Annotated in this window: 17 protein-coding genes and 1 pseudogene; 9 read left to right on the top strand and 9 right to left on the bottom strand. The window is 70.2% G+C overall.

Annotated features, from left to right (window positions below):
* Positions 1 to 57 precede the first annotated feature (57 nt).
* Together ACFWXQ_RS13740 and ACFWXQ_RS13735 are read right to left on the bottom strand one after the other, a co-directional pair.
* Positions 58 to 1,725: a class I adenylate-forming enzyme family protein gene (locus ACFWXQ_RS13740; RefSeq protein WP_383950753.1), complete on the bottom strand. Its 1,668-nt coding sequence runs from the start codon at positions 1,723 to 1,725 to the stop codon at positions 58 to 60.
* Positions 1,722 to 2,486, bottom strand: coding sequence for an SDR family oxidoreductase (locus ACFWXQ_RS13735; RefSeq protein ID WP_383950756.1), 765 nt, complete (start codon positions 2,484 to 2,486; stop codon positions 1,722 to 1,724). The genes ACFWXQ_RS13740 and ACFWXQ_RS13735 overlap by 4 nt, the downstream gene beginning before the upstream one ends.
* A gap of 213 nt (positions 2,487 to 2,699) precedes the next feature.
* Between ACFWXQ_RS13735 and ACFWXQ_RS13730 the strand changes: the two genes are divergently transcribed.
* The gene (locus tag ACFWXQ_RS13730) at positions 2,700 to 3,974 is read left to right on the top strand and encodes an exo-beta-N-acetylmuramidase NamZ domain-containing protein (RefSeq protein ID WP_383950758.1); all 1,275 of its coding nucleotides are present in this window, start codon (positions 2,700 to 2,702) and stop codon (positions 3,972 to 3,974) included.
* A gap of 108 nt (positions 3,975 to 4,082) precedes the next feature.
* Positions 4,083 to 5,444, top strand: a complete 1,362-nt coding sequence (locus tag ACFWXQ_RS13725; RefSeq protein ID WP_383950761.1) for a serine-threonine protein kinase — start codon at positions 4,083 to 4,085, stop codon at positions 5,442 to 5,444.
* 24 nt (positions 5,445 to 5,468) lie between these two features.
* On the opposite strand, the gene ACFWXQ_RS13720 is transcribed toward ACFWXQ_RS13725, so the two are convergent.
* Entirely contained in the window at positions 5,469 to 8,270 is a 2,802-nt protein-coding gene (locus ACFWXQ_RS13720) for a penicillin acylase family protein (protein WP_383950763.1), read from the bottom strand.
* A 326-nt stretch (positions 8,271 to 8,596) separates the two neighbouring features.
* Here ACFWXQ_RS13720 and ACFWXQ_RS13715 point away from each other — a divergent pair, with 326 nt between their 5' ends.
* Positions 8,597 to 9,205 carry a hypothetical protein gene (locus ACFWXQ_RS13715; protein ID WP_189840104.1) on the top strand — a complete coding sequence of 203 codons (609 nt, stop codon included), beginning with the start codon at positions 8,597 to 8,599 and terminating at the stop codon, positions 9,203 to 9,205.
* Positions 9,206 to 9,250: 45 nt separating this feature from the next.
* Here the strand turns inward: ACFWXQ_RS13715 and ACFWXQ_RS13710 are convergent.
* Positions 9,251 to 9,768 (bottom strand): annotated as a pseudogene (locus ACFWXQ_RS13710) (hypothetical protein).
* Positions 9,769 to 9,823: 55 nt separating this feature from the next.
* Here ACFWXQ_RS13710 and ACFWXQ_RS13705 point away from each other — a divergent pair.
* On the top strand, positions 9,824 to 10,552 hold the full coding sequence (locus tag ACFWXQ_RS13705) for a 3-keto-5-aminohexanoate cleavage protein (protein WP_383950768.1): 729 nt from the start codon (positions 9,824 to 9,826) through the stop codon (positions 10,550 to 10,552).
* A gap of 172 nt (positions 10,553 to 10,724) precedes the next feature.
* A complete protein-coding gene (locus ACFWXQ_RS13700; protein ID WP_383950771.1) occupies positions 10,725 to 11,792 on the top strand; it encodes an RNA ligase (ATP) in 1,068 nt (355 codons plus the stop codon).
* Positions 11,793 to 11,969: 177 nt separating this feature from the next.
* Here the strand turns inward: ACFWXQ_RS13700 and soxR are convergent, their stop codons facing one another.
* On the bottom strand, positions 11,970 to 12,479 hold the full coding sequence (gene soxR, locus ACFWXQ_RS13695; RefSeq protein ID WP_383950774.1) for a redox-sensitive transcriptional activator SoxR: 510 nt from the start codon (positions 12,477 to 12,479) through the stop codon (positions 11,970 to 11,972).
* Between the two features lie 153 nt (positions 12,480 to 12,632).
* Here soxR and ACFWXQ_RS13690 point away from each other — a divergent pair, with 153 nt between their 5' ends.
* The gene (locus tag ACFWXQ_RS13690; RefSeq protein ID WP_383950777.1) at positions 12,633 to 13,094 is read left to right on the top strand and encodes a MaoC family dehydratase; all 462 of its coding nucleotides are present in this window, start codon (positions 12,633 to 12,635) and stop codon (positions 13,092 to 13,094) included.
* A gap of 99 nt (positions 13,095 to 13,193) precedes the next feature.
* On the opposite strand, the gene ACFWXQ_RS13685 is transcribed toward ACFWXQ_RS13690, so the two are convergent.
* From ACFWXQ_RS13685 to ACFWXQ_RS13675, 3 genes are all read right to left on the bottom strand, one after another.
* Complete coding sequence (locus ACFWXQ_RS13685) at positions 13,194 to 13,820, bottom strand: TetR/AcrR family transcriptional regulator (RefSeq protein WP_383950781.1); 627 nt, start codon at positions 13,818 to 13,820, stop codon at positions 13,194 to 13,196.
* A gap of 102 nt (positions 13,821 to 13,922) precedes the next feature.
* Positions 13,923 to 14,210 carry a YiaA/YiaB family inner membrane protein gene (locus tag ACFWXQ_RS13680; protein WP_055612233.1) on the bottom strand — a complete coding sequence of 96 codons (288 nt, stop codon included), beginning with the start codon at positions 14,208 to 14,210 and terminating at the stop codon, positions 13,923 to 13,925.
* Positions 14,211 to 14,270: 60 nt separating this feature from the next.
* Positions 14,271 to 15,422, bottom strand: coding sequence for an acyl-CoA dehydrogenase family protein (locus ACFWXQ_RS13675; RefSeq protein ID WP_383950783.1), 1,152 nt, complete (start codon positions 15,420 to 15,422; stop codon positions 14,271 to 14,273).
* Between the two features lie 103 nt (positions 15,423 to 15,525).
* On the opposite strand from ACFWXQ_RS13675, the gene ACFWXQ_RS13670 reads away from it, so the two are divergent.
* From ACFWXQ_RS13670 to ACFWXQ_RS13660, 3 genes are all read left to right on the top strand, one after another.
* The gene (locus tag ACFWXQ_RS13670) at positions 15,526 to 16,161 is read left to right on the top strand and encodes a TetR/AcrR family transcriptional regulator (protein WP_383950786.1); all 636 of its coding nucleotides are present in this window, start codon (positions 15,526 to 15,528) and stop codon (positions 16,159 to 16,161) included.
* A 113-nt stretch (positions 16,162 to 16,274) separates the two neighbouring features.
* Positions 16,275 to 16,985, top strand: coding sequence for an ArsR/SmtB family transcription factor (locus tag ACFWXQ_RS13665; protein ID WP_383950788.1), 711 nt, complete (start codon positions 16,275 to 16,277; stop codon positions 16,983 to 16,985).
* 151 nt (positions 16,986 to 17,136) lie between these two features.
* Positions 17,137 to 18,123 carry a DMT family transporter gene (locus ACFWXQ_RS13660; RefSeq protein ID WP_383950793.1) on the top strand — a complete coding sequence of 329 codons (987 nt, stop codon included), beginning with the start codon at positions 17,137 to 17,139 and terminating at the stop codon, positions 18,121 to 18,123.
* Positions 18,124 to 18,136: 13 nt separating this feature from the next.
* Here ACFWXQ_RS13660 and ACFWXQ_RS13655 read toward each other — a convergent pair whose 3' ends face one another.
* Positions 18,137 to 19,495, bottom strand: a complete 1,359-nt coding sequence (locus ACFWXQ_RS13655) for an MFS transporter (RefSeq protein WP_383950790.1) — start codon at positions 19,493 to 19,495, stop codon at positions 18,137 to 18,139.
* Positions 19,496 to 19,718: the final 223 nt, after the last annotated feature.

The raw sequence follows: 19,718 nt of genomic DNA, 5'->3' as shown, positions 1-19,718 counted from the left end.
TATGTGCAGTTCTGTGTGCGTGGTCCGCCGGTCGTCTCCCGGCCGCCCGACGGCGGTCTACTGACCGTCCTGCGACCGGGAACGCAACTCCCGACGGAGGATCTTCCCACTTGCCGTCTTCGGCAAGTCGGGCAGGATCTCGACCTGACGCGGGTATTTGTAGGCGGCCAGTCTCTCCTTGCAGTATGCGGCGAGTGCGGCGGGGTCCTCTTCGGCGCCGGGCCGGAGGCTGATGTAGGCCTTGACGGTCTCGCCGCGGTATCCGTCGGGCACCCCGACGACAGCCGCCTCGCGGACCGCGGGGTGGGTGTAGAGGACGTCCTCGACCTCGCGCGGCCACACCTTGAAGCCGGACGCGTTGATCATGTCCTTCTTGCGGTCGACCACGTAGAGCCAGCCGTCGGCGTCCATGAAGCCGATGTCGCCGGTGCGCAGCTCGCCGTCCGGGAAGGTCTCCGCGGTGGCCTCGGGCCGGCGCCAGTAGCCGGGCACGACCTGCGGACCTCGTACGAGGATCTCGCCCTGCTCTCCGAAGGGGACCTCCGCGCCCTGGTCGTCGACGATGCGGACGACCGTGTCGGGCCCCGGCAGACCGACGGCCAGCGTCCCGGAGACCGGGTCGACGGGGGCCTCGCGGCCGGGCGGCACGGAGGCGCAGGGCGCGGTGCACTCGGTGAGTCCGTATCCGTTGCGGATGTACGGCCCGAAGCCGGCCCGGAACTTCTCGACGAGCGCGGGCGGCACGGGCGCTCCGCCGGAGGAGATGTTCACGAAGGAGGAGAAGTGGTCCGGCGTGACGGACGGGTGCGCGGCCAGTGCCATGAAGGCGGTCGAGGGGCCGACCGTGTAGTGGGGCCGGTGCTCGGCGAACGCGTCGAGGACGACGCCCGCCTCGAAGCGGTACGCGAGGACGAGCGTGCCCGCGCTGTTGAGGCACGCGGCGAACTGGCAGACCATCCCGGTGATGTGGAACAGCGGCGCCATCGCGAAGTACACGGGCGTCTCGGGCAGCGCGAGGCCGGTCCGCTGCCGCTCGGCGTTGTGCATGATGTTGGCGTGGGTGTTGGTGGCTCCCTTGGGGGCGCCGCTGGTGCCCGAGGTGTAGCTGATCAGCGCCACGTCCGAGGGGCGGGGGTCGCGGCCCTCGGGGGCCCGGTGACCGGCCCTCGCGACAGTCACGAGATCGTCGGCGTCCGGCGCCTGGGGCAGCCGCTCGAAGTTCAGCACGCGTGCGTCGCCCCGTGTCTGGAGGTCCAGTTCGCAGCCGGTCAGTACGACGCGTACGGGCGAGTCGGCGGCCGTCTCGCGCAGGTACGACTCCCAGGCGCGATCGGAGCAGATCAGCGCGGCGACCTCGCCGTCCCGCAGGACGTGGGTGACCTCGCCCGACTTGTACATGGGGTTGACGGGCAGGACGGTCGCGCCGGCCTTCCAGGCGCCGAGGACGGCGAGGACGAAGAGCGGGGAGTTCTGCAACAGGACGGCGACCCGGTCGCCGCGCTCCAGGCCGCGGGCGGCGAGGTGCCCGGCGACGGAGTCGCTCAGCTCGTCGACCTCGCGATAGGTGAGCCGTCCGTCGAAGTAGGCAAGGAACGTGGTGTCGGGGGCCTCGGCGACGGCCCGTCGCAGGGCGTGCACCGGCGAGTCGACGGGGCTTATGGGCCCGCGCTGGGCGTCGTTCAGAAGCGCGAGCCACGGCTGGGCCGCGTACAGGGAGGTGGTCACCGGCCGTCCGCCTCCCACTTCTGCTGGATGTGGTTCATGCTGGTCAGCCAGCGGTCGGGGTCGTCGGCCCGCGCCCGGTAGTAGTCGGCGACCTCGGGGTGCGGCAGGATCAGGAAGCGGTCCTCCTCTATCCCGGCGAAGAGGGCGTCCGCGACGTCCTCGGGGTCGATGGCGGTGGGCTTGAGCACGAGGTCGCCCGCGCTGCCGGTGCTCGCGAGCATGTCGGTGCGGACCCCCTGCGGACAGATCGCGTGGACCTTGAGACCGCGGTGGCGGTACGTGAGGGAGAGCCACTCGGCGAAGGCGTACGCGCCGTGCTTGGTGACGCTGTACGGGGCCGCGCCGACCATGGTGAGCAGTCCGGCCGCCGAGACGGTGGAGACGAAACGGCCGCTGCCGCGCTCCAGCCAGGCGGGGAGCAGCTGGTTGGCCGCCCGGACGTGGGCCATCACGTTCACGTCCCAGGCGAGCTCCCACACCTGCTCGGGAGCCGCCTCCGACCCTCCGGAGCCGAGCCCGGCGTTGGCGCAGTAGACGTCGACCGTGCCCCCGAGGGCGTCCCGCGCCTCGGCCACGATCGCGGAGGCGTCCCCCGGAACGGCTATGGCCCCGATCTCCTCGGCAACGGCCTTCGCCTTCCCGGCGTCCAGATCATTGACGACGACCCGGGCCCCTTCGGCAGCGAACCGCCGCGCCAACGCGGCCCCGATGCCCCCTCCAGCTCCGGTGACAACCACTCCGGCACCCTGCACGGCTTCCACCTTCGGTCTCCTTCGACACGACGAGATTCAGCTCCACTGCATAGACAGACTAACCAGTCGGTATGTAACGGGGAAGGGCGACGGCAGCATGCCCCTCAAGGGGCGCGGGGAACTGCGCGACAAGCCACGAATCACCCGCAGCCTACAAACAACAGGCGGGAGCCCTTAGCGTGCTCGATGCCAGCCTTCCGCGTCAGCAACGGAGGTCACCACATGCGCCGCCTGTCCAGACGAAGTCTCCTCGCCGCCACAACCGCCGCGGCGGCGTTCTCGGCAAACCCGCCCACCACGGCCGCAGCTGCCCAGGAACGACAGGAACCACAGGAACACAGGGGCGCCCGCCACCTACGGACCGGCTTCGAGCGCCTCGCGGCGGACGGCTACACCCTCCTCGAAGGCGAACGCGTAGGAATCGTCACCAACCCGACCGGCATCACACGCGACGTCCGCCACATCGTCGACGTCATGCACGCGGACGACCGGGTGAACCTGGTGGCCGTCTTCGGCCCCGAGCACGGCTTCCGCGGCACCGCCCAGGCAGGCGGCTCCGAGGGTCGCTACGACGACCCGGCGACCGGCCTCCCGGTCTACGACACGTATCTGAAGAGCGGGCAGCCGCTGGCCGACATCTTCACGGCCTCCGGTGTGGACACCGTCGTCTTCGACATCCAGGACGCGGGCGCCCGCTTCTACACGTACATCTGGACGCTGTACGACTGCATGGAGGCGGCCCGGCTCGCCGGGAAGCGTTTCGTGGTGCTCGACCGGCCGAACCCGGTGACCGGCCGGAGCGCTCAAGGACCCGTGCTGCACAAGGAGTTCGCGACCTTCGTGGGCCGGGAGCCGATCGCGCAGGCGCACGGGATGACGGTGGCGGAGCTGGCCCGGCTGTTCAACAAGGAGTTCCTCGCGGCGCCGGTTCCGCTGGACACCGTGCTGATGTCGGGCTGGAAGCGGTCGGACTTCTACGACGCCTCGGGCCTGCCCTGGGTGCCGCCGAGCCCCAACATGCCGACGCCGGACACCGCGCTCGTGTACTCGGGGACGTGTCTCTTCGAGGGGACAAACCTGTCGGAGGGGCGCGGCACGACCCGCCCGTTCGAACTGCTCGGCGCGGAGGGCATCGACCGGCGGTGGGCCGCGGAGGTCGGTCGACTCGGGTTGCCCGGTGTGCACTTCAGGGAGGCGTACTTCGCGCCCACCTTCTCCAAGTTCCAGGGCAAGACGGTCGGGGGCGTACAGATCCATGTGCACGACCGGGGCGCGTACGACCCCGTACGCACCGGGATCGCGCTGCTGGTGACCGCGAAGAAGGTGTGGAGCGGGTTCGCCTGGCGCTCGGACAACTGGATCGACAAGCTGACGGGGTCCACGCAGGTCCGCACGATGATCGACGCGGGTGCGGGCGCCGACGAGGTCGTGGCGGCCTGGCAGGGCGAGCTGGCGGCCTTCCGCCGGATGCGCGGGAAGCACCTCCTCTATCGCTGAGACATGAGTTCGGGATGGGCGGACCGCACCTGACGTATGGCCAACTTCCCTCCGCGGCGGGACGATGCCCGCATATGAGCGGGTTACGGGGGCCGAAGGGGGCTCGTCATGGCGGAGCCGGAAGTGGGTGTGACTCCCTACTGGGAGCTGACGTTCGACGCGGACGGGGATGTGAACGCGGGGCAGCGCGACCGGCTGCTGAGGGAGGCGCCGGAGCGGGGCGTCAAGGATCTGATCGTGTTCGCGCACGGCTGGAACAGTGATCGGTCGGGGGCGACACGGCTCTACAGCCGGTTCTTCGAACCGTTCCCCGGGCTCGTGCCGAACGCCCGGCTCGGGTTCGCAGGGGTGGTGTGGCCGTCGATGCGGTTCTCGGACGAGCCGATCCCCGACTTCGAGCGGACGGTGACGGCGGCGACCGTGGGGCCGGCTCTGGACAAGGGCACCCGAAGCGGTCTGCTGGAGGTCTTCCCCGGCCGGGCCACCCTGGTCGACCAGATCGCCCGGATGCTCGACCAACAGCCGGACGAGGAAGCGGCGTTGGAGGAGTACGGACGGCTCGTACGGCTGCTCGTCGAGCTGCACCCCGAGGCGCCGGGGACGGCGTTCGCCGCGGACACCGTGGCGGAGGCCGGACCGCAGTGCGACCCGGAGATGTTCCTCGGGGACACGGCGGAGATGTGCCGGGAGTTCGCGCGGGCGCTGGCGGAGGAACGGGCCGGCGCCGACGGCGAACTCGCGGTCGGAGTCGGGGCCGGGACCGGGACCGAGGCAGTCCAGGCCTCGTTCGGGCTTCCCCGGGTCTGGGACGGGGCGCATGAACTGCTGCGGCAGGCAACGTACTTCGCCATGAAGCGGCGCGCGGGCACGGTCGGTGAGCGCGGTCTCGGTCCGCTGGTCGGGCGGCTCGCTCAGGTGACGCCCGGGCTGCGGGTGCATCTCGTGGGGCACAGTTTCGGCGGGCGTCTGGTGTCGTTCGCGCTGCGCGGGCTGCCCAAGGGCGTGCGGAACGTGAAGTCGGTGACGCTTCTTCAAGCGGCCTTCTCCCACTACGCGTTCGCGGCGCGGCTGCCGCACGACGCACGGGGCAAGGGCGTCCTGCACGGCCAACAGGACCGTGTCGACGGCCCGTTGGTCTGCTGCTTCTCGCGCTTCGACTCGGCCCTCGGGACGATCTACCCGATGGCCTCCCGGATGGCGGGCGACAGCAACTCCGCCGTGGACCTCCGTCTTCCGCGTCTTCTCGGCAGCAAGTGGGGGGCGTTGGGGTTCGACGGGGTGCAGGCGGTGGCGGGCACGAAGGCGTTCAAGCTCGCCGACGCGCTGCGGGCGAAGCTGCCCGTGTCGGGGTGCGTGAACATCGACGCGTCCGCGGTGGTGAAGCGCGGCGGGGCCCCTGCGGGGGCCCACAGCGACATCTGTCACCGGGAGTTGGCTCAGGTGGTGCTGGCGGCGGGCCGTATCAAGTGACCCGCCGCCAGTTGGTGCCTGTCGTCACCGGTGTGAGGCGAACTCCACGACCTGCTGGTAGGTCGGCCGGTTCTGCCAGCTGATCTTGTTGTGCTTGATGCCGCCCAGCGTGCGCTGGTTGACCGAGTCGGCGCACCACTGGTCGCCGGCCGAGCAGAGGTCGTCGCCCGGGTAGACCTGGGCGGCGGTCTTCGCCGCGGCTTCCTTGAGGGTGTTGATCAGGATGGTCCGGCAGGCGCCGAGGCTGCCGCCGCCGCAGTACGGCTTGGCGAGTCCGCCCTCCACGGTCTCGCCGAGCACCGCCCGGATGTCCTTGTGGACGTAGCTCCACCAGCCGTACTGGAAGGAGCTTCCGGCGTGCGAGCCGGTGGGCCCGTGTCCGGCCGACGGGGGCTCGTCCACGGGGAGGTTGTTGGTCATGGCGGTGTAGAGGTCACTGCCGAGTCCGGGCTCGAACTCGGCTTTCACCAGCATCGGCCACCAGGCGTCCAGGATGCGGATCGCCTCGGCGTTGGCGTATGCCTTGGAACCGGCCGAGGTCTCCTTGCGTTTGGCGCCTGCCGTCACCCAGTCGGACAGCTTGGTCACGGCCGCCGCTGCCGCTGTGTCGGTGACCGGCGAACTGTTCACCACCTTCAGCAACTTGGGCAGTACGTCCTCGGCACGCAGGTCGGCCAGTGCCGCGTCGGCCATCGCCTTGGTGAGCGAGGCCCTGGTGACCCCGCCCGCGGTGACCAGTTTCTTCACCCGGTCCTCCAGGAGGTTGCCGCGGTGGACGGAGCCGTTGCCCCAGGGAGCCGTGGTGTAGTCCTTGGCCTGTTTGTTGTTCCAGGAGATGTAGTAGTCCTGGTCGATGGAGTTGGGGTGGGCGGACGCCGGGGTGTAGTCGGCGGTGTTCGTCGTCGGCGTCCAGTTCTTCCACTCGTACGCTGGCTGCGCCCAGACCGGGAACTCGGCGTCGACACCATTGGCGCGGACCGGGTTGTCACCGCTGTTGTAGTACGCGGTGTGCTGCGAGTCGGCGTAGAACCAGTTGAACGTGTAGTTGATGTGCTGCACCGCCGACTGGAAGGTCTGGGGGCTCTTCACGTAGTCCGGGTCGTTGAGCATCTGGAAGCCGATGATCGAGTCGGCCTCGTGCATGTAGGAGGAGCGCAGGGTGGTGTAGGCGACCCGTTTGCCGTCGACCGTGGCGCGGTGCGTCACCGGGCCGTACTTGGTGCGCCAGACCTGCATGCGGTACGAGCCGGCCGCGGTGCCGTCGGCGGTGGTGGGCTTCCAGGCGTTGGTCTGCTCGACCTTGTCCATGGCCGTGCAGGTGCCGCGGTAGAGGTAGTGCGTGTCGTCCTGGCAGAGCTCGACCGCGTAGGTGTCGATGATGTCCTGGCCGGAGGTCGTGGCGCTCCACGCGTAGTCCTGGCCGCGGCCGAGTTCGACGTACATGCTCAGGCCCGCGAAGGAGGCGCCGCGGGCGCTGAGGCCGGGGCCCTGGATCTCCTGGAGCATCAGCAGCTGTGGCGCGAAATAGCCGGTCTGCGGTCCGAAGACGGCGATCGGGTTGCCGCTCGCGGTGCTCTTGCCGCTCACCACGAGGGCGTTGGACATGCCGCGCCTGGCCGAGCTCAGGGCGCTCGCCGTCGCCGCGGCGGACGTCCCGGTGGCCGTGGCGGTGGCCGCGCTGCCCGTGCGGTCGTAGACCAGCGGCTCCTGGGCCACCGAGCCCGCGGCGGGCAGGGCCTCGCCCTGGGGGTCGGCCGGCTTGGTGGCGTACGGGAAGCTCTCGCCGTTGTGGACGGTGAGCACGGCCTCGGGGTCGTTGCGTTCGCGGAAGGACTCCCAGACCTTGGTGCCCTCCTCCACGCCGTACTTGGACTGGGCGGCGAGGAGTGAGATGGCGTTGTTGACCTCGCCGCCGCCTCCGGAGCCGAAGAGCGCGCCGATGACGGAGGCGAGGGCGACCAGGTCGGTCTCCTTGAAGTGCTCGATGGTCCCGGCGTTGGTGATCGAGTCCTTGTGGCCGGTCAGGACGTACTCGCCGGGGAAGTAGCGGCCGCTGTCGGAGGCGTCGATGTAGGCGTTGATCCCGGCGATGTAGGCCCTGACGTCGGCGAGGGCCTGCTGGCCGCGGGCGCCGTTCGTGGCGACGGTGTTGTCGATCTGGGCCTGCAGATCGGCCTCGGTGTAGGGGGCGTGGCGCCAGAACTCCTGCTCAAGGCCCTGGTTGGAGGGCGCGCCGCCGGCGAAGGGGGTCAGTTTGCCGCGTCCGACGTGCCGGAAGACGTCCATCAGCCAGAGCCGGTCCTGGGCGGCCGCGTACCCGGCGCCGAACTCCGTGCCGTAACGCGTGGTGCCTGTGATGTGCGGCACACCGGTCTTCTTGTCGCGGACGATCGTGACGTCGGTGCGTCCGGCGGGCTTCAGGGTCGACTCGACCTGGTCGGCGGGGACCCCGAACGAGGCGTCCCTGAAGAAGTCGTTGATCTTGGCGTCGGTGAGCCCGGAGTAGCCCGACGCAAGGTTGCCGTAGGGCGCGAGCTGGTCGTCCGCGTGCGCGGGCTGAATTCCGAAGGCCTGGTTCAGGAGGATCTCGGCGAGGGTCGCGTTGCCGTTCTGGCCCGCCGGGAGGATGTCCGAGCACCGGCCGCCGCAGTAGTCGTTCGCGGCTGCCGCGGCCGTCGCCGAGGCGGGCTGCGCGGTGGCCGTCTGGGAAAGCGGTGACAAAAGACCGGCAACGAGTGCGCATATGGATGCGCCCTTGAGGAACTTGGTGAATCTGCGGGGAGTTCTCTGTCTGTCGAGGATGGTGCGTGGGGTACGCCGGTGCATGGCTGGCTCCTCGCGACGGGGGTGAGCCGGACGTTACCGCCGGTATCCCCGCGTTTGAAGATGAACATGCGTCACTTTTGGCGTCGGAGGGGTCGACGGATCCCCCGAGGCACCGCCGGCCGCACGGGCCGACGGCGAGAAGCAGACGGTGGACGGCCGAGAACCGTCTGACGGACGGTCCGAAATCGTCCGATTGGCGGCTTTCCGACGGTCGCCGAAAAACAGATGGAGCCGAATCGCGTGTCGATACGTCTATTCGGCGACGTCCTTTCGACGACGCCGAAGTGACCGAAGTACAGGTGCAGGTGTGACGGAGGTGCAGGGCGATGGCCGGCTTTCGGAGTCTGGCGAGACAGGTGCGCGACCCGAGGAGCGATCTGGCACTGCGGCGCTATTCACTGCGCAAGTGCCTTGAGAGGTTCGCTCCTTACGGTCACCGGGCGACCTGGGACCATCTGTGCTCCCGGGCCGGGTTCGGCCCCGAGGACCGGTCCCCCGATCCAGCGCGGCTCGTGGCCGCACTGGACGAACTGGAGGAGGCGCGCTCCGTATGGCTCGCCTACGAGGTCGAGTTCGCACAGCGCCGCAAGAAGGAGAAGCACGACGGTCTGCGCAGCCCCGGCAGCGTGGACGACTGGCACCGGCTCACCTGGGGCGGCTTCGGGGTCGCCTGGTGCGACGACCCGCGGGTCCACCCCCATGAGCCGATGGCCGAGGTGCTGCGCCGGCTGATCGCCGCCCTGGAGCGCGAGCCGGGCACCGTCTGCCCGGTCTGCTCGGGCGAGCGCCTCACCTGGAAGTACGACCTGGCCCACGAACCGTCCACGGGCCCGGTCTGCACGGCCTGCGGGATCGTGGTCCCACGGCCGGTTCTCACGCCCGAGGCCCTGGCAGAAGCCAGAAGAGGGCGTCTATTGGTGTCGGTGGCGAGCTAGGCGTGCCGGGGGTGCGCCGGCGGAATCGCACCCCCGGGCGATTGGCTACGGCGTCTTGACGTCGGTGTGGATGGCGAGTTTGAACTCGGCGAGCATCAGCGGTGTCGGGACCTTCACGTCCCCCGCGCCGCGCACGGAGATCTTCAGGCCGAGCGGCGTCCGAGGGTGGACGAAGATCTGCCACATGTAGGTGCGGTACTGGCCGCCGCGGGTCGGTGCGATGTCGGTCGTGGCCGTGGAGTTGTAGCCCGTCGAGAGGTTCAGCGGGTCCCGGACGTAGCGCGCCCGGTATTCGAGCCCGTTGGCGTCCGCCTCCCAGAAGACCATCGCGGACAGTACGCCCCAGCCGTCGTGGCTGGGCCAGATCAGGCCCGAGCGGGGGTCGGGGAACGTCGACGCGCTGTCGCCGCCCTTCGCCGGGTCGTGCATGTTCCAGGGGTCGTACTGCTCCTCCCCGTGACGTACGGGAAGCGCACGAGGTGGTACCCGTCGCTGTCGTACGTGATGGTCTGCGCCCCCGTGTGCGCGGCTTCCCACTTGAGCGAGCAGATGGCCAGGCTCATCGCCCGTTCCTCCTTCGGTCTCCGGTTGTCAGTGGCGCCTGGCACCATCGGGGACATGGTGCAGGTGTGTGTGAACGGGGGGCGCGGGTCCGGTGACGGCGCTCTCGTGCCGTTGTCTCCGGGGGCGATGGCCGACTCCGCGGCGGAGGCCGTCGCGGTCGGGGCGTCGGACATCCATGTACATCCCAAGTCCCCCTGTGGAGAGGACACGCTGTCGCCGAAAGCGGTTGCGGCGACGCTGGAGGAAATACGTTCCCGGGTCGGCGTCCCCGTCGGCGTGACCACCGGCGCCTGGGCCGAGCCGGACCCCGCGGCCCGGGTCGCCCGCGTCCACGAGTGGACCGTCCTGCCCGACCACGCCTCGGTCAACTGGCACGAGCCGGGCGCCGAGCAGGTCGCCGCGGCCCTCCTGGAACGGGGCGTGGCCGTGGAGGCGGGCATCTGGTCCGACACGGACGGCCCCGCACTCTTCGCGGCCTCACCACTCGGCCCCCGGGTCCTACGCATCCTGGCAGAGGTCACGGACCCCAACCCCGACACGGCGGAGGCCTCGGCCGGGGAGCTCTTGGCCGCACTCACCGTCACTCACGGCCGTCCCGTCCTGCTGCACGGCGAGGAGGCCGGCACCTGGCCGGTCCTCCGACTGGCCGGACGCCTCGGGCTCGCGACGCGAATAGGCCTGGAGGACACGCTGTTCCTGCCGAACGGTCAACGGGCGCTGTCCAACGCGGAGTTGGTGACGGAGGGTCTGGCCCAGTACGAGAGGGCGCGACGCGCCCCGTAAGGGGCGCGGGGAACTGCGCGACGAGCCCCCACCTGGCCCGCAGGTCACGACCCGGCCCCGGTTCCGGTTCCGGTCGACCACATACCAGCCCCAAAATCCCTCGCTCCACCCCTTTCCCGTACGGACAGTTGGAGGCGATGAAACCGGTCTGAGGAACCCGAGGAGCCCCGCCATGTCGACGCTGCGCGTCACCGCCGAAGTGCTGACCGTCCACGAGCATCCGAACGCCGACGCGCTCGAACTGGCCCAGGTGGGCCTGTACCGAGCAGTCGTCGCCAAGGGCGCGTACCGCACCGGCGAGACCGCCGTCTACATCCCCGAGCAGTCCGTGCTGCCCGAGGAGCTGATCGAGGAGCTGGGCCTGACCGGACGCCTCGCGGGAAGCAGGTCGGACCGGGTGAAGGCGGTACGGCTGCGCGGCGAGCTGTCGCAGGGGATCGTCTGCCGGCCGAGCGCGCTGGCCGGCGTCGACCTCGCCCGGGCCGCGGCGGACGGCACGGACTTCGCCGAGAGGCTCGGCATCACCAAGTGGGTGCCGCCGATACCGCCCACGATGGACGGCGAGGTCGAGTCGGCTCCCGATCTGCTGCCCTGGGTCGACATCGAGAACATCCAGCGCTACCCGGACATCTTCACCCCGGGCGAGGATGTGGTCCTGACCGAGAAACTGCACGGCTCGGCCTGCCTGCTCACGTACTTCGCCGAGGACGGCCGCGCCCAGGTGTCCTCGAAGGGCTTCGGCGCCAAGTACCTGGCCCTGACGGAGGATCCGCGCAACCTGTACTGGCGCGCGGTCCACGGCCACGGCGTCGCGGCGGCCGCGGCCCGGCTCGCCGAACGGCTCGGGGCGCGCCGGGTCGGCGTCTTCGGCGAGGTGTACGGAGCCGGCGTACAGGACCTCACCTACGGCGCCGACGGTCGCCGCGAGACGCTCGGGTACGCGGTGTTCGACGTGTCCGCGGAGATCGACGGCGAAGTCCGCTGGCTGGACGCGACGGAGCTGCTCACGGGTGAACTGCCGCTCGTGCCACGGCTCTACGAGGGTCCGTACGACATCGGCCGCGTCCTGGAGTTCGCCTCCGGGCGCGAGACCGTGTCCGGGCGGGGGCTGCATCTGCGTGAGGGGGTCGTGATCAGGCCCGCCACCGAGCGGTACAGCCCGGTGACGGGCGGCCGGGCCGTCGCGAAGGCGGTCAGCCCGGCCTACCTGACACGCAAGGGCGGCACGGAGTACGAGTGAGGAGGGGCCCGGGGTCTCAGAAACCCCGGGCCTCAGCACCCGAGCGTCCAGGAACCCGGGGGCCTAGGAGCCCTGAGTTCCAGGAGCCTGGAGGCCCGGGAACCCGGGATTCCGGAGCCCAGGGTTCCAGGAGCCCGGAGGCCCAGGAGCCCGGGATTCCGGAGCCCAGGGGCTGCTTCAGCCGCAGTCCCCGGGTTCCTTCTCCGGCTGCTCGCGCTGCTTCCTCGCGCCCGGGCGTTCCACCATCAGGCGGGAGCCGCTCTGGCGTTCGCCGAAGACGTCGTCGGGGTTGGACAGGACGCAGGTCTCCAGCGAGAGACAGCCGCAGCCGATGCAGTCCGTGAGGTGATCGCGCAGGCGGCCCAACTGCTTGATGCGCTCGTCGAGTTCGGACCGCCAGGCCTCCGAGAGCCGGGCCCAGTCCTCGCGCGTCGGAGTCCGCTCCTCGGGCAGCTCGGCGAGCGCGTCGCGGATCGTGGCCAGCGGGATGCCGACGCGCTGCGCGGCCCGCACGAAGGCGACCCGGCGCAGTGTGTCGCGATGATAGCGGCGCTGATTGCCTGTGGTGCGGCGGCTGCTGATCAGGCCCTTGGACTCGTAGAAGTGCAGGGCCGAGACGGCGGCGCCGCTGCGGGCCGACAGCTGGCCGACCGTGAGTTCGTGGATCTTCTCGGGAATCTGGGGCACCCCTCGAAGCCTACCCATCCCGTCGACCTGGCTCGCCCGCCCTCCTCGTCATGCGTCACGGTCACGCGTCACGCTTCCGGTCCGTTGACAGGGAACCCTCGCCCTACCATGCTAAGCAGTTGCTTAGACATTGCTACGCGGGAGGCCAGGGACATGGCAGAGCCGAGGATCTTCACGTCCGCCGACGAACTGAAGGCGGCGGTGGGCGAGCAGTTGGGGTACAGCGACTGGGTGGAGGTCGACCAGAAGCGGATCGATCTGTTCGCCGACGCGACAGGGGATCACCAGTGGATTCACGTGGACCCCGAGAAGGCCGCGGCGGGTCCCTTTGGGACGACCATTGCCCACGGGTATCTGACGTTGTCTCTGCTGCCGCTGTTCGGGCCTCAGCTGATCAAGGTCGAGGGGGTGAAGATGGGGGTCAACTACGGGACGAACAAGGTTCGTTTTCCGGCTCCGGTGCCGGTGGGGTCGCGGCTGCGCGCGACCGCGAAGATCACGGGGGTGGATGAGGTGCCTGGTGGCGTGCAGGTGTCTGTCGGGTTCACCGTGGAGCGCGAGAGTGGCGACAAGCCGGTTTGTGTGGCTGAGTCCGTGTCTCGGTACTACTTCTAGACGCCGGTCGTGTGTGGGCTGCGGGTCCGTGGGGGCTGGTCGCGCAGTTCCCCGCGCCCCTAACGGGGCACCCTGCGCGGCGTAAGTAACCCCAGCGGGCTATTTCCTGGCTCCGACCATCCTCAGGACCAGGTCCGCGTACAGGGTGCCCACCTCATCCGGGGTCCTCGTGCCGTTGACGTTGAACCAGCGGGCCACGTCGATGCAGAGGGAGAGGACCGCGAGGGTGGTGCCCGGGATGTCCGGGACGTCGAAGTCGCCCGCGGCCACGCCGTCCTGGATGATGCCGCGGACCTCGGCGTCGACCTGGCGGCGCAGGGCGATGATCTCGGCCCGGGCGTCCGGGCCGAGCGAGTCCAGTTCGTACTGCACGACCCGGGCGGTGGTACGCCCCCCGGCGTGCCAGCGGACGAAGGAGCTCACGGCGTCCGCCAGCCGCTCCGCGGCGCTGCCCTCGCCCTGGGCCGCCGTCCGCAGGATCTCCAGGGCCTTCTCGTGGCCGATCCTGCTGATCCGGTGGAGCAGTTCTTCCTTGGTCTTGTAGTGGATGTAGAGCGCGGCCGGGCTCATCCCCGCCCGGCCCGCGATGTCACGGGTCGTCGTCGCGTGGTACCCGCGCTCGGCGAAGGCCTCCACGGCGGCGATGAGCAGCCGCCGGGCCGCGTCAGGGGTGACCTCGGCCCACGGCGGCATCTCCGCACCGGCCGTCTCCTCCGCCGTACTCATCGCTGGTTCGCCCCTTCCACTGGCAGAACGAACACCATACCTCCGATACTGAGCGGGCGCTTAGAGTGCCCGATCAGAGGCGTGGAAATCCCGCTCAGTGCGTCACAGCTTCTCGAAGGGGTCGTGTGCGGCGAGGAGCTTCTCCAGACGGGCCTGATCGACCCGGCTGACGATCTGCCCGGCCTCCTGACGGTCGCGGATCACCTTGGCGAGGGTGAAGGCGGAGGTGACGAGGTAGAGGACGGCGATCCCCAGGAAGGCGCGCACCCAGGTGTCGGCCTCCAGCTTGAAGATGCCGATGGTGGTGGCGACGACGGCGACGCCGAACGATAGGACCGCCTGGCCGTAGAAGGCGGCGGTGTTCTGCTGCTTGACCGGTGTCTCACTCATGCGCACCAGAGTCGGCCCACGTGGCCGCAGCCACATCCGCTCGCGTACTCAGACGCGTACTCAGAAGGCCGAAATCCCTGTCAGCGCACGGCCGATGACCAGTTTCTGGATCTGGCTGGTGCCTTCGTAGAGGGTCATCACGCGGGCGTCGCGCAGCAGTTTGCCGACCGGGTACTCGTCGATGTAGCCGTAGCCGCCGAAGACCTGGAGGGCGTTGTTCGCTGCGCGCACGGCGGCCTCCGAGGCGAAGAGCTTGGCCTTGGAGGACTCGGTGGCGAACGGCTCGCCCCGGTCGACGAGGTCGGCGACCCGCCAGGTGAGCAGCCGGGCCGCGTCGACGTCCACGGCGATGTCGCTGAGCAGTTCCTGGACGAGCTGGTGGTGGGCGATGGTCTTCCCGAACTGCTCGCGCTCGGTCGCGTAGGTCACGGCGGCGTCCAGCGCGGCCTGGGCGATGCCGACGCAGCCGGCCGCGACGGACATCCGGCCCTTGGCCAGCGCAGACATGGCGATGGAGAAGCCCTTGCCCTCGGGGCCGAGCATCGTCGAGGCGGACACGCGGACGCCGTCGAGGGTCAGTTCGGCGGTGGCCTGGCCGCGCAGTCCGAGCTTGCCGTGGACGGTGCGGCGGGTCAGGCCGGGGGTGTCGGTGGGTACGAGGAAGGCGGTGACGCCCTTGTGGCCGGGGGCGTCGGTCGAGCGGGCGAAGAGCAGCACGACGTCGGCCCAGGTGCCGTTGGTGATGAACATCTTGCTGCCGCTGATGACGTAGTCGTCGCCGTCGCGCACCGCCCTGGTGGAGAGGTTGCCCGCGTCGGAGCCGGTGCCCGGTTCGGTGAGGCCGAAGCAGCCGACGTACGCGCCCGAGGTGAGCCCCGGCAGCCACTGCCGCTTCTGCTTCTCGCTCCCCCAGGACGCGATGGTCTTGGCCACGAGGCCGAGGGAGACCGAGACGATGCCGCGGACCGAGGAGTCGCCCCGGCCCAGCTCCTCCGTCACCAGGCAGTACGCGAGGTGGTCGCCGCCGGATCCGCCGTACTCCTCGTCGACCGTGAGGCCCAGGAAGCCGATGTCGCCGAGCTTCTTCACGATCGAGCGGTCGACCTCCTCCGCCCGGTCCCAGGCGACGACGTACGGGGCGATCTCCCGGCCGACGAAGTCCCTGGCGAGCCGTCGGACGGCGGTCTGCTCCTCGCTGAGCCCCAGGTTCATGACGAGTCCTCCCGGTCGAAGGCCACGTGACGGCCGCGATCTGACTTCTGCAGCGTTAAATTAGCACTGCTAGTTTCTGGTTCGCAGCCCTACTATGTGCGCCATGGCCAGACCGCGCAAGCCCCTCCTCAGCACCGACCGGATCGTCGCGGCGGCCCGGACGCTGGTGGACGCCGAGGGCCTGGCCGCCGTCTCGACGCGCCGGCTCGCCGCCGAACTCGGTGTCAGCGGTCCGTCCCTCTACAACCACTTCCGCACGAAGGACCAGATCCTGGAGGCGGTCGCGGACTCCGTGAGCGCGCAGGTCGACCTGTCGATGTTCGAGGACGGGCGCGACTGGCGCACCGCGCTGCACGACTGGGCCGTCTCCTACCGGGCCGCCCTGCGCGACCATCCGAACATCGTCCCGGTCCTGGCCCGCGGCCCCGGCCGCCGCCCGGCCGGACTGCGGCTCGCCGACGCCGTCTTCGGTGCGATGGTCGAGGCGGGGTGGCCTCCGGCGCAGGCCACGTCCATCGGCGCGCTGATGCGGTACTTCGTGATGGGCTCCGCGCTGGGGTCGTTCGCCGGGGGCTTCGTGGACGACGAGACCGCGTACGATCCCGCCGACTATCCGCATCTCGGGCAGGCGCATCTCCTTGCCGAACAGCAGGAGAAGATCGACGAGCGGGCCTTCGAGACGGGGCTCAGGGCGTTGCTGGACGGGTTGGCGCTGCAGTTTGAAGGGCTGCGCGGGTAGGGGCCGTGTTGATTCTGCGGGCCGGTGGGGGCTGGTCGCGCAGTTCCCCGCGCCCCTTACCGGGCGCTCATCCTTCGGTGCTCGCCGAACCATGCGTCGCGCATGCTGGGTGCATGACCTCCTCACGTACCGGGGCCGCCGGGCTCGCGGCGCTCGCCTCTCTGGTCGCCGACGAGACGCGGGCCGGGTTTCTGCTGGCGCTGCTCGACGGGCGGGCGTGGACCGCCGGGGAGCTGGCCCGGCATGCGGGGGTCGCCGCGTCGACGGCCAGCGAGCACCTGGGCAAGCTCGTCGCGGGCGGGCTGCTCGCCGAGGAACGGCAGGGGCGGCACCGGTACGTACGCCTGACCGACGCCCGGGTGGCCCAGCTCGTCGAGGACCTCGCCGCCCAGGTCACGCCGACGGCCACCGTACGACCGCGCACCCTGCGTGAGGCCGGCGCGGGCAGCGCGATGGCCCGGGGCCGCACCTGCTACGACCACCTGGCCGGCCGCCTGGGCATCGCCGTCACCGATGCGCTGACCGGGCTCGGACTGCTCCGGCAGGACACGGGGTTCGCGCTCACCGACGAAGGGGTGCGCTGGTTCGACGGCCTCGGCGTTCCCCTCGTACGCACCGGGCGACGCCCGCTCGCCCGGGCCTGCCTGGACTGGACGGAACGGCGCCCCCATCTCGCCGGCGTCGCGGGAGCCGCCCTGTGCCGGCACGCCCTGGACACGGGCTGGTGCGTACGTATCGGCTCGGAGCGAGCCGTAAAGGTCACGGCCGAGGGCGAACGGGCCCTGGCGGAACTACTGGGAATCCAGGCCGAGACGCTGCGCTGACCCGCCTTCCCTGGGGCCCCGTAAGGGGCGCGGGGAACTGCGCGACGAGCCCCCACCGGCCTGCAGACGACAACGACACCCAGCGGAGCCCACCGCCCGGTCCGAAAACCGCGAGCCCTTTCCCACAACCCCACCTAGCCTCTGGAAAGTGATGAAGCCTCTCCTGTCGGCCCGCCGCACGGAACTACTCGCGGCCGGAGCCGCGACAACAACCGTGCTGTTGTGGGCCTCGGCGTTCGTGTCCATCCGGAGTGCGGGTGAGGCGTACGCACCCGGCGCCCTGGCCCTGGGCCGACTGCTCGCCGGGACACTGGTTCTCGGCGTGATCTGTCTGATACGCCGGGAGGGGTTCCCACCGCGCGCCGCGTGGCCGGGCATCGTGGTGTCCGGGCTGCTCTGGTTCGGGCTCTACATGGTGGTGCTCAACTGGGGTGAGCAGAAGGTCGACGCGGGCACCGCCGCCCTCGTGGTGAACGTCGGCCCGCTGATCATGGCCCTGCTCGCGGGGTGGCTGCTCAAGGAGGGGCTCCCGCCGCGGCTGCTCGCCGGGATGGCCGTGTCGTTCGCGGGAGCGGCGGTCGTCGGCCTGTCGATGTCGGGCGAGGGCAGCGCCTCCGTGCTCGGCGTGCTGCTCTGTCTGCTCGCCGCGGTGGCATACGCGGGCGGTGTGGTCGCCCAGAAGCCGGCCCTGCGGCACGGTTCCGCGCTCCAGGTGACGACGTACGGCTGTGCGATCGGGGCGGTTGCCTGTCTGCCGTTCGCCGGGCAACTGGTGTCCGACGCCGCCGACGCCCCGCTGTCCGCGACTCTCAACATGGTGTATCTGGGCGTCTTCCCGACCGCCCTCGCGTTCACCACCTGGGCGTTCGCGCTGGCCCGTACGACGGCCGGGAAGATGGGTGCCACGACCTACGCGGTGCCCGCGCTGGTGGTGCTCATGTCCTGGGTGGCGCTCGACGAGGTGCCGGGGTGGATCACGCTCGTCGGCGGGCTGGTGTGTCTGGCGGGGGTGGCGGTGTCGCGGTCGCGCCCGCGAACGGCCGTCGCCGCAGCGGAGGTTGGGGATGCCGCCGCTGTCGGCGGGCCGGTCGCCGCGGCCCCGGAGACGAGTCCGGAGCCGCAGCGCGAGCAGGCCTAGGCGGCCCGGCTTCTCAGCGTGAACTGGCCCTGTCCGCAAGGACTTTGATCGATCCGAGTGCGATCACGGCGAGCCCGATGATGTACGCGGCCACCGACATCGACGTGCCCGTCGTCTCCAGCAGGAGCACCATCACGAAGGGCGCGAGGCCGCCGCCCAGGACGGCCGCGATCTGATAGCCGAGCGAGGCGCCGGTGTACCGCATCTCGGGCGTGAACAACTCGGCGAACAGGGCGGCCTGGGGCCCGTACATGATGCTGAGGAAACAGCTGCCGACGAACGTGCCGACCGCCAGCCACAGCAGCGAGCCCGTGTCGATCAGCAGGAACATCGGTACGGCCCACAGGGCGATGCCGGCCGCACCGAGACCGTAGATCCGGATGCGGCCGATGCGGTCGGAGAGCGCGGCGGACGCGGGGATCAGGACGAGCTGGGTGAGGCTCACGCAGAGGGAGACCGTGAGGACCGCGCCGCGGTTCATGTCGAGTTCGCGGGTCGTGTAGTCGAGGACGCCGGTGATCAGGATGTAGAAGGTCGCGGTGTTCACGGCGAACGAGCCGCCCGCGAGGAAGACCGTGCCGAGGTGGCCGCGGAGGATGGTGCGCAGCGGGGAGTTCCGCGCGCCGTCGCCTTCTCCACCCTTCTCGCCCTTCTCTTCCTTCTCCTTCTCGACCAGGGCCCGTTCGGCCGCCCGGAACTCCGGGGTCTCCTCGACGTGCTTGTGGATGTACCAGGCGAGTACGAGGACCAGCAGGCCGACCAGGAACGGGAGCCGCCATCCCCACGCGGCGAACGCCGAATCGCTGGTGAACGCACCGGCGAGGAGGAAGACCGAGTTGGCGGTCACCACGCCGATGGGGACGCCGAGTTGGACGAAGCTGCCGTAGATGCCCCGTTTGCCCTCGGGGGCGTACTCGGTGGCGAGGAGCATCGCGCCGCCCCACTGCGCGCCGACCGCGATGCCCTGCATGACGCGGAGCGTGACGAGGAGGACCGGGGCTGCTATGCCGATCGTCTCGTACGTGGGGAGGAGGCCGATGCCCGTCGTGGCCACGCCCATCAGGGTCAGGGCCAGGACCAGCATGGGCTTGCGGCCCCGTTTGTCGCCGAGCTGGCCCGCGATCACTCCGCCGAAGGGGCGGGCGAGGAAGCCGACCGCGAACGTTGCGAACGAGGCGAGGACTCCTGCGGAGGAGCTGCCTGCGGGGAAGTACAGGTCTCCGAGGACCAGGGCTGCCGCTATGCCGAAGACGAAGTAGTCGTACCACTCGACTGCTGAGGCGAGGGCGGCGGCTGTTGCCACTTTGCGGCGGTTTCGGGTGTCTTGGGTGGGGGTGGATGTGGTGGGGAGGGTGGGAGGAGCGGTGTCCATGCGGTGCACACTCCGGTGGGTGCGGGGACGTTCGCGGCAACGTACTGACCGGACGGTATGTTGGTCAACGGGTGTGCGGGGATTGGTCTTTTTCTTCGCCCCCGCCGCCCCTACCCATTCCCGTCCCTGCCTCAGGGGCTCCGCCCCCGAACCCCCGCTCCTCAAACGCCGGAGGGGCTGGGGGGTGTTGGGGCTGGGTGGGTTGACCGTGGGTGGGTGGGGG

The sequence above is a fragment of the Streptomyces sp. NPDC058697 genome, from assembly GCF_042715345.1.
GTDB lineage: Bacteria > Actinomycetota > Actinomycetes > Streptomycetales > Streptomycetaceae > Streptomyces > Streptomyces liliifuscus.
This window is presented reverse-complemented; position numbering and strand designations above follow the sequence as displayed.

Coding starts and splice junctions, on each gene's coding strand:
- ACFWXQ_RS13660 (WP_383950793.1), top strand. CDS start 17,137: ATGAAGCCTCTCCTGTCGGCCCGCCGCACGGAACTACTCGCGGCCGGA.
- ACFWXQ_RS13680 (WP_055612233.1), bottom strand. CDS start 14,210: ATGAGTGAGACACCGGTCAAGCAGCAGAACACCGCCGCCTTCTACGGC.
- ACFWXQ_RS13705 (WP_383950768.1), top strand. CDS start 9,824: ATGGTGCAGGTGTGTGTGAACGGGGGGCGCGGGTCCGGTGACGGCGCT.
- ACFWXQ_RS13685 (WP_383950781.1), bottom strand. CDS start 13,820: ATGAGTACGGCGGAGGAGACGGCCGGTGCGGAGATGCCGCCGTGGGCC.
- ACFWXQ_RS13665 (WP_383950788.1), top strand. CDS start 16,275: ATGACCTCCTCACGTACCGGGGCCGCCGGGCTCGCGGCGCTCGCCTCT.
- ACFWXQ_RS13700 (WP_383950771.1), top strand. CDS start 10,725: ATGTCGACGCTGCGCGTCACCGCCGAAGTGCTGACCGTCCACGAGCAT.
- ACFWXQ_RS13690 (WP_383950777.1), top strand. CDS start 12,633: ATGGCAGAGCCGAGGATCTTCACGTCCGCCGACGAACTGAAGGCGGCG.
- ACFWXQ_RS13675 (WP_383950783.1), bottom strand. CDS start 15,422: ATGAACCTGGGGCTCAGCGAGGAGCAGACCGCCGTCCGACGGCTCGCC.
- ACFWXQ_RS13715 (WP_189840104.1), top strand. CDS start 8,597: ATGGCCGGCTTTCGGAGTCTGGCGAGACAGGTGCGCGACCCGAGGAGC.
- ACFWXQ_RS13720 (WP_383950763.1), bottom strand. CDS start 8,270: ATGCACCGGCGTACCCCACGCACCATCCTCGACAGACAGAGAACTCCC.
- ACFWXQ_RS13730 (WP_383950758.1), top strand. CDS start 2,700: ATGCGCCGCCTGTCCAGACGAAGTCTCCTCGCCGCCACAACCGCCGCG.
- ACFWXQ_RS13655 (WP_383950790.1), bottom strand. CDS start 19,495: ATGGACACCGCTCCTCCCACCCTCCCCACCACATCCACCCCCACCCAA.
- ACFWXQ_RS13725 (WP_383950761.1), top strand. CDS start 4,083: ATGGCGGAGCCGGAAGTGGGTGTGACTCCCTACTGGGAGCTGACGTTC.
- ACFWXQ_RS13670 (WP_383950786.1), top strand. CDS start 15,526: ATGGCCAGACCGCGCAAGCCCCTCCTCAGCACCGACCGGATCGTCGCG.